The sequence below is a fragment of the Streptomyces sp. NPDC049577 genome (genome assembly GCF_040675635.1).
Classification (GTDB): domain Bacteria; phylum Actinomycetota; class Actinomycetes; order Streptomycetales; family Streptomycetaceae; genus Streptomyces.
Genome location: NZ_JBFAPH010000339.1, coordinates 1 through 6,732 on the forward strand (window position 1 = coordinate 1; position 6,732 = coordinate 6,732).

The following is a 6,732-nucleotide window of genomic DNA, read 5'->3' on the forward strand; positions in this document are numbered from 1 at the left end:
CGCCGATCGTGGTCTGGGCGCTGGGCGTCCACCCCGAGCGGCGCACGGCGGCGAAGACGGCGCAGGGCGGCGGTCCCGGCGGCTGGAAGCTGTCGGAGGGCTGGCGGGCCATCAGGGACGACCGGCGCATCCTGGCCATGGTGGTCGCGCAGATCGTCGTCGCCCTCGCCTGCGGGGCCGGCTTCAGGACCCTGACGGTCTACAGCATGCGCACCGACTGGGGCCTGTCCAGCGAGACGGCGGGCACGATGATGCTGGCCACCAACGGCTGCATGCTCGTCGGCAACCTCCTGGTCGCCCAGCGCGCGACCTTCCGCCCGCGGCTGTCCCTGGCCGTGGGCACGGTCGTGCGGGCCCTCTCCCTCTTCCTCCTGCTGGCGCCCTCCTGGCCGGTGTTCGTCGCGGCCCTGGCGGTGGGTGCCGTCGGCGAGGGCGCGGTGGTGAGCACGGCGGTGATGATGCGGGTCAAGTTCCTGCCGGCCGAGGTCCTCGGCCGCGCCTCGGGCCTGCTCTGGCTGGCCACGGGCGGCGCGGCCCTGCTCTCCCCCGTCGTCACGCCCCTGCTGAGCGAGGGCATCGGGGCCCGGTCGGCCTACGCGGTCCTGGGCCTGGTCACGCTGCCCGCGCTGGCGTATCTGTGGCGGACGTGGCGGAGCTGGGACAGCGCCGGGGCGGCGGGGCAGGAGGGGACCGGCTACGGCGATCGGGCCATCCAGACGGCTAAATGACTACAAAAGGCGACATATGATCCTCGATATGTGAGCATCGTGGAGGTCAGTGGGACGTTCCAGGCTCCCGTTGAGCCTGCGCCCGGAGGTCGCCGACGTCCCCGCTCAGGCGGGAAAGAGCGGCGATGTACAGCGACGAGGAAATCCGCGCGGCCAGGGACCGCGCCGTCGAACTCCTGATGTCCCTGCCCGGGGTCACCGCCGTGGGCATCGGCGGACGGGAGCGGGGCGGGGAGCCGACCGGCGAGATCGTGCTGCGGGTCTACGTGGAGCGGAAGAAGCCCCGGCAGGACGTACCGCCCGAGGAGCTGATCCCGGCCGAGATCGACGGCGTGCCCACGGACGTCGCCGAGATGGGACGGGGCGAGCTGGTCCAGCTGAACCCCCCGGCCGGAAGGCCGACGCTGACGCTCAAGCAGTCGGACGACAAGCGCTACCGCCCGTTGAGGGGCGGAGGGCGGATGAGGGTCGACATGCCCGGTTCGGGGCTGGGAACGCTCGGCTGTCTTCTGGAGCACAAGACCGACCCGACGAAGAAGTACGCCCTCACCGCCTGGCACGTCCTGGAGGGTGAGCTCCTGGAGCCCACCGTGGGGAGCACGCGGGCCGGCCAGCCGTCGGAGGCCGGGAGCATCACCAAATGCTGTTCGAACCTCATCGGGGTGGTGGCAGGGGGTGGCCTCGACACCGAGCGGGACGAGGGCGTGGTCGAACTGGACCCGGGCATGGAGTGGCTGCCGGAGATCATCGACATCGGCCCGGTGCGTGGCGTTCACGTCCTCAGGGACGAAGAGGTGCGGAACCACACGTATCAGGTCCGCAAGCGCGGCATGCTGTCGCGGCTGACCGGCGGCACGGTGGACTCCATCGGGACGACGGTCACCCTGCAGGGCGGGGCCGTGAAGCACAACGCCATCGTGGTCAAGCCCAACCCCAATCCGCTGCTGCCGGCCACGACACCGCTCTGGTTCGTGCAGGGCGGTGACTCGGGGGCAGCCCTGGTCAACAACCACAACGAGGTCGTCGGACTGATCTTCGCTCGAGCCGCCGCCAGCATGGGATGGGCACTGCCGATCGACGGTGTGCTCGGCAGGCTCGAGTTCACGAACCGGCTCCCGCTGAAGGTGGCCACCCCTCCCCCGGTCCCCGCCCCGGTCGGCACCGTTCCCGGGGCGGCGAGGGTGGCCGTACCGCCCGAGCTGGTCCACGGCGCGGACTACCTGCAGGACGCCGCCCCGGCCACCACGGCCTGGCTGCCGGGCGTGGCGCCGCCCACGCCCGGCACGCTCGGCCGGCTCCAGGCCGACCTCGACCGCTCGGAGGCGGGCCGGCTCCTGATCGGCCTGTGGCTGGAGCACCAGCGGGAACTCACCGGACTGCTGGAGAAGGACCGCAGAACGGCGGCCGCCTGGCACCGCGCGGGCGGGCCGGCGCTGATGCAGACGCTCGTCCGCATGATGGACCAGCCGGCCATGACACTGCCCGGGACCGTGCACGACGTCCCGCTGCCCATGCTCTTCGAGCGGCTGCACGATCTGTTCGCCGGCCGCGCGAGCGCGGCCCTCCGGGAGCAGCTGGCACGCGTCAAGGACGCCCTGCCCGATCTGTCCGGGCTCACCTACCCGCAGATCATCGACCGGCTCAGCGCGGCGGAGGCGGGGTGACGTGACCACCCACGATGCCGCCGCCGGGCCGCCCATGGGAGCCTGCTACGACCCGATGATCCCGGACGAGATCGCCCAGGGGGACGACACCCCCTACCGCCCGCTCATCGCCGGCGCCCGGATCATGACCCACGGCAGCAGCCAGCCCGGCACCATCGGCTGCTTCCTGGTGGACGAGACGGTGAGCCCCAAGCAGTACTACGTACTCACCAACAATCACGTGTGCGCGCCGAGCGATGTCGGGCTCGCCGTGCCCGGCGTGACCCGGATGGGCAGCCCCAGCGGGGGCAAGGGCTCCTCGGGCTGCTGTTCGGACATCATCGGCACGTTCGCGGCCGGGCGGGGCGGGCCACCGTGGAGCAATCCCAACGGGCAGGAGGACACCGACCGGGACGAAGCCGTGGTCAGACTGGCACCGGGTATCAAGTTCCGCCCGGCGGTCCTCGGCCTCGGCCCGAACGCCACCCCCGGGATGATCACCGGCACCGAACCGGTGACCAGGGCACAGGCCACGGCGGGCAACTACCCCGTGCGCAAGTGGGGACAGCGTTCCGGGCTGACGGGCGGGGTGCTGATCGGCATGGAGAAGAATTCGGCGAATGTCGACAATCGCCTGATCGTCCGGGGCAACCCCAACCCCGAGTGCCCCAACGCGACGTTCATCCTGGAGGGCGACTCCGGGGCGGTCTTGGTCAACAACGCCGGCCACATCATCGGGCTGCTCAGCCATTTCGAGGCGAACACGCGCAACGCCAAGGCCTACCTGATCGACAATGTGCTCCAGCGGCTCAAGGCCGAGCACAATCTGACGCTCAAGCTCGTCGTCTCGAACGGAAACCCCAACGAGGTCATCACCGTCCCCGGAGCCGCCCACGCGGCGGTGCCCCACGAGTTCGCCGGCGAGCTGGGGGAACCGGGTGGCGCCCCCGGGGAGCCGGTGTACCTGCCCGTCGGCGTGCCCTGGCCGGCCGGTGCCGAACCCGCCGCCGCCGGCGCCGTCACCGGCATCCGGACGGACCTCGAACGGACCGAGGCCGGCCGGCTGCTCCTGCGGCTGTGGCAGCGTCACCAGCGCGAGCTCATCGACCTGGTGAACACCGACCGGGCCATCAAGGTCTCCTGGTACCGCAACGGCGGTGCCGCACTGGTCCAGCTTCTGCTGCGGATGCGCGACCGGCCGGAGTCCAGACTGCCGGGCACCGTCCACGGCGTGCCCCTCGACCTGTGCCTGGAACGCCTCTTGGCGCTGTTCGCCCGGGCCGGCGGCGACCGGCTGCGCGAGGACCTCGCGGCCGCGCGCGCCGCCCTGCCCGACCCGGCCGATCTGCCGGGCATGACCTACGGACAGCTCATCGACGCACTCGGGACAAAGACGACCCCGGGAGAGCGCACATGACCGAGCGAGCCGGAACCCTGCAGCGGGTGGCCCTGGAACTGGCCCGGCTGCTGCGGCCGATCGCCGCGCGGCTCGGTGACGACCAGGTGCTGGAGACCTTCGCCGAACTCGGCGTCCAGTTTCCCAACGCGTTTCTGACCCAGTCGCAGATCAGCGCGGCGCGGGCCACCGTCCGGGGCACCGCGGGCCAGCTGGAACCGCTGGTCGCCCAGCTGGTCACCGCCATGGACGGCGGTGACACCCCGGGCATGACGGCCGGCGGCCTCCAGGTGATCGAACAGTGCGGCCGGGTCACCGCCTCCTTCGACGAACTGACCAACGCGCTGCGGAGCGCCGGACCGTCGCTGCCCGGCATCTCCCAGCAGCAGATCGACGACCTCGTCACGGACCTTCCCCGCAAACTGCTGGACCTCCTCCTCGCCGGCGTCCTGGAGCTCTCGGCGCCCGTCGCCGCCGTGCTGGAGACACTCGGCGTCGTCATCCGGCAGCCCGATCCCGGCAACCCGGCCGACCCCACCAAGCCGGACTTCGACAGGCTGACGGTACGTCTCGACCGGCTGCTGCCGGCCCTGACCGACCCCCTCGGTCTGCTGTCCTCCGTCTATCACTGGGGCGACGCGTCCTTCGACACGGGCGCGCTGCTGGGCGTACTGGAAGGCGCCCTCGGGCGGCTCGGCCTGCCCGTGCTGCTGCAACCGGCGAGCGGCGGCAATCCGGTCGAGTTGCAGGCGTTCGCCCTGGACATCAAGCCCACCACGTCCGGTTCACCGCCCGGCCTGGCCTTCGAAGTCGTGCTCCCCGGCGCGGCGGAATCCTCCTTCGACTTCCCTCTGACGCCGCCCGACTGGATCGCGCACATCGCTCTCAAGGGCGCCCTGCCTGTTGGCACGACCGGCACCGTGCGGCCCCCGTTCCAGGCGGAGCTGACCCCACCGGACGGGGTGCTCGCCGGATCGGCCACGGCGGGACTGACCGTCCACCCTGCCAAGCCGGTCGTCGTCCTCGGCGAGCCGGGCGGCAGCCGGCTGGAGTTCGCCGGGCTCAGCGCCCAGGCGGGCATCACCCTCGCGTTCGCCGACGGCAAGGCCACCGCCGGACCGACGGTCGAGGGCGAGATCACCGACGGCAAACTGGTCATCGATCTGGCGTCGGGGGACGGCTTCCTGCAGACCGTCGTCGGAGGCGGCGGCCGGATCGAGGCCGGCTTCGGCGTCGGCTTCACCTTCGACCCCGCCGGCGGTCTGCGCTTCCACGGCAGCGGATCGCTGGACATCCGGATCCCGCTGCACCTGCGGATCGGACCGGTCGATCTGCGCGCGGTCAACCTCGCCGTCAAGCCCGGCCCGGTGATGCCGGTGGAGCTGTCCGCCGACCTCAACGCCGCTCTGGGCCCGGTCCGGGCCGCCGTGGAGCGGGTCGGCGTCATCGCCACGCTCGGCTTCCCCTCCGGCGGCGGCAATCTGGGGCCCGTCCAGCTCGACTTCGCCTTCAAGCCGCCCAATGGGGTGGGGCTGTCCGTCGACGTCGCGATGCTGAAGGGCGGCGGCTTCCTCTACGCCGATCCCGACCGTGGCGAGTACGCGGGGGCGCTCGAACTGCGGCTCGCGGGCTTCCTCGACGTCAAGGCGATCGGGCTGATCAGCACCCGCCTGCCGGGCGGCGGCTTCTCCCTGCTGATCATCCTGTCCGCGGAGTTCGGCGGGGGCGGACTCCAGCTGGGGTACGGGTTCACCCTGCTGGCGGTCGGCGGGCTGATCGGGCTGAACCGGACGATGAACCTGCAGGCGCTGATGGAGGGCGTACGCAGCGGGGCGGTCGAGTCGGTGATGTTCCCCAAGGACGTGGTGGCCAACGCCCCGCGCATCCTGAGCGACCTGCGGGCGTTCTTTCCGCCGCAGGACGGCACCTTCCTCATCGGCCCGATGGCGAAGCTCGGCTGGGGCACGCCCACGCTGGTCAGCGTGTCGGTCGGGGTCATCGTGGAGATCCCCGGCAACATCGCGATCGTCGGCGTGCTGAAGGTCGCGCTGCCCGCCCAGGACCTCCCGGTCATGGTGCTCCAGGTGAACTTCGCGGGGGCGATCGAGTTCGACCGCAAGCGGCTGTACTTCTTCGCCGCGCTCTTCGACTCCCACGTTCTGATGATCACCATCGAGGGCGAGATGGGGCTGCTCGTCGCCTGGGGCGACGACGCCAGTGTGCTGCTGACGGTCGGCGGCTTCCACCCGGCGTTCACCCCGCCTCCCCTGCCGTTCCCCAGCCCGCGGCGGGTGTCCATCGACATCGTCAACCAGCCGCTGGCCCGCATCCGGGCGTCCGGCTACTTCGCGGTGACCAGCAACACCGTGCAGTTCGGCGCCGCCGCGGATCTCTTCTTCGGGTTCAGCGAGCTGAGCGTCGAGGGGCACATCGGCTTCGACGCGCTCTTCCGGTTCTCGCCGTTCTCCTTCACGATCCACATCGCCGCTTCCGTCTCCCTCAAGGCGTTCGGCGTGGGCGTCTTCAGCATCAGCCTGGACTTCGCGCTCGAAGGACCCACGCCGTGGCGGGCCCACGGCCGCGGCTCGATCGGCTTCCTGTTCTTCGAGATCTCCGCCGACTTCGACATCACCTGGGGCGAGGCCCGGGACACCACCCTGCCGCCCGTCGACGTCATGCCGCTGCTGGCCGGCGAGCTGGCCAAGCTCGAGGGGTGGCAGACCCGGGCCCCGGCCATCGAGCCGCTGGTCACCCTGCGGGTCCTGTCGCCCGGCCGGGACGGCCCCGTACTGCATCCGATGGGCACCCTGTGCGTGCGGCAGCACGCCGTGCCGCTCGGCCTGAAGCTGGACCGGATCGGCGCCCAGCGGCCGAACGACGTCAACCGCTGCACCGTCGACGTGACCGGGAGCGGGCTGCACAAGGTCGCCGACGTCCCGGACATGTTCGCCCTGGCCCAGTTCCA

The 6,732-nt window shown here is 71.4% G+C and carries 4 protein-coding genes; all 4 read left to right on the top strand.

The window, feature by feature from the left end; all coding sequences use genetic code 11:
* Positions 1-728 (top strand): MFS transporter (locus AB0K09_RS27545; RefSeq protein WP_366068115.1); only part of this gene is annotated, 728 nt, incomplete at its 5' end.
* A gap of 125 nt (positions 729-853) precedes the next feature.
* Positions 854-2,392 carry a hypothetical protein gene (locus AB0K09_RS27550; RefSeq protein ID WP_366068116.1) on the top strand — a complete coding sequence of 513 codons (1,539 nt, stop codon included), beginning with the start codon at positions 854-856 and terminating at the stop codon, positions 2,390-2,392.
* A 1-nt stretch (position 2,393) separates the two neighbouring features.
* The gene (locus AB0K09_RS27555) at positions 2,394-3,788 is read left to right on the top strand and encodes a hypothetical protein (protein WP_366068117.1); all 1,395 of its coding nucleotides are present in this window, start codon (positions 2,394-2,396) and stop codon (positions 3,786-3,788) included.
* A partial coding sequence (locus AB0K09_RS27560) for a DUF6603 domain-containing protein (protein WP_366068118.1) occupies positions 3,785-6,732 on the top strand: 2,948 nt, incomplete at its 3' end. The genes AB0K09_RS27555 and AB0K09_RS27560, both read left to right, overlap by 4 nt.